This window comes from Ruminococcus callidus ATCC 27760, from assembly GCF_000468015.1.
Taxonomy (GTDB): Bacteria; Bacillota; Clostridia; order Oscillospirales; family Ruminococcaceae; genus Ruminococcus_C; species Ruminococcus_C callidus.
In genome coordinates, this window is the sequence record NZ_KI260421.1 from 1 (window position 1) to 1037 (window position 1037).

The window sequence follows — 1037 nt, forward strand, 5'->3', positions numbered from 1 at the left end:
TGTCGCACAATCTTTGTGCGGTATTGCCTAAACACTTTCTGCTGAAAATGACAAACGGGACAGGGTTTCCAAAAAGGAAACCTTGTCCCGTTTTCTGTTTCTATACGCTACGTTCTTAGTCGATCCACCATTCCGGCGTGATGTCGCCCAGCTTGACGGTGCGTCCGGCAGCATAGTCCAGCATAATTTCGATGTCCTTGTATTTGCCGTTGGGCATCAGCTGTACCATAAGTTCCCGACACGCCCCGCAGGGTGCACCGCCGGAACCGTCCGGTAAAATGCAGAGCACCTTGTCGATTTCCTGTTCACCGTTGGTAATCATGTTGAAAATGGCGTTTCGCTCTGCACAGATGCCCAGCGTGGAGCAGGTGTCGATGCACACGCCGGTGTAGATTTTGCCGGATTGGATAACACCGCAGCAGCAACGCCGCCGGCAAGCACATAGTCGGAAATTTGCCGTTCCTGCTGTACCGCTTTGGCAGCGGCGTAGAGTTTTGCCCAGATCTTGTCCATGGGGAATGCCTCCTTGTGTACGAAATGATCACCCAATCCATCGAACAATTACTCCCGATACCCAATACCAAAAACTTCTTTTTCTTGGTTTACATAGAGAATGATTGGACCGAGCAGACTATCTTCCGTTGTAGAAAAGGTGACTGCATAATAAGGACCGGTTCCCGGTTCCTCTGCCAATGCGGCATAGATGTTTTCTGACGGCGGCTCTTTCATCTCCTGAACATTCGGTGTGTCCATGTCGATGATGCTCGCCAGAGTTTCATCAGTTTCGTTGTTCTGCAAAAATTTCTGGCAGATGTGCGTGATGTCGGAATGCACATTTTCAGAAACAGATGTTTCCACGGCACTGACTGTTTCATTTGCGATTTTGGACGAATTCGTTTCGTTGCTGCTGCACGCTGCCAGAGAAACCAGCAGGAATGCTGCAAGTGTCAGTGTAAATGCCTTTCTTTTCATAATAACACCTTTGTGGTTGTTCTGGGTTTGGTTTTATGGCAATACCGCACAAAGATTGTGCGACA

Annotated in this window: 1 protein-coding gene and 1 pseudogene; both read right to left on the reverse strand. The window is 48.9% G+C overall.

The window, feature by feature from the left end:
- Positions 1 to 115: 115 nt before the first annotated feature.
- Positions 116 to 513: pseudogene (locus RUMCAL_RS15090) on the reverse strand (cytidine deaminase family protein).
- Positions 514 to 561: 48 nt separating this feature from the next.
- Positions 562 to 972 (reverse strand): hypothetical protein, encoded by a 411-nt coding sequence (locus tag RUMCAL_RS09310; RefSeq protein ID WP_021682521.1) that lies wholly within the window; start codon positions 970 to 972, stop codon positions 562 to 564.
- Positions 973 to 1037 lie beyond the last annotated feature (65 nt).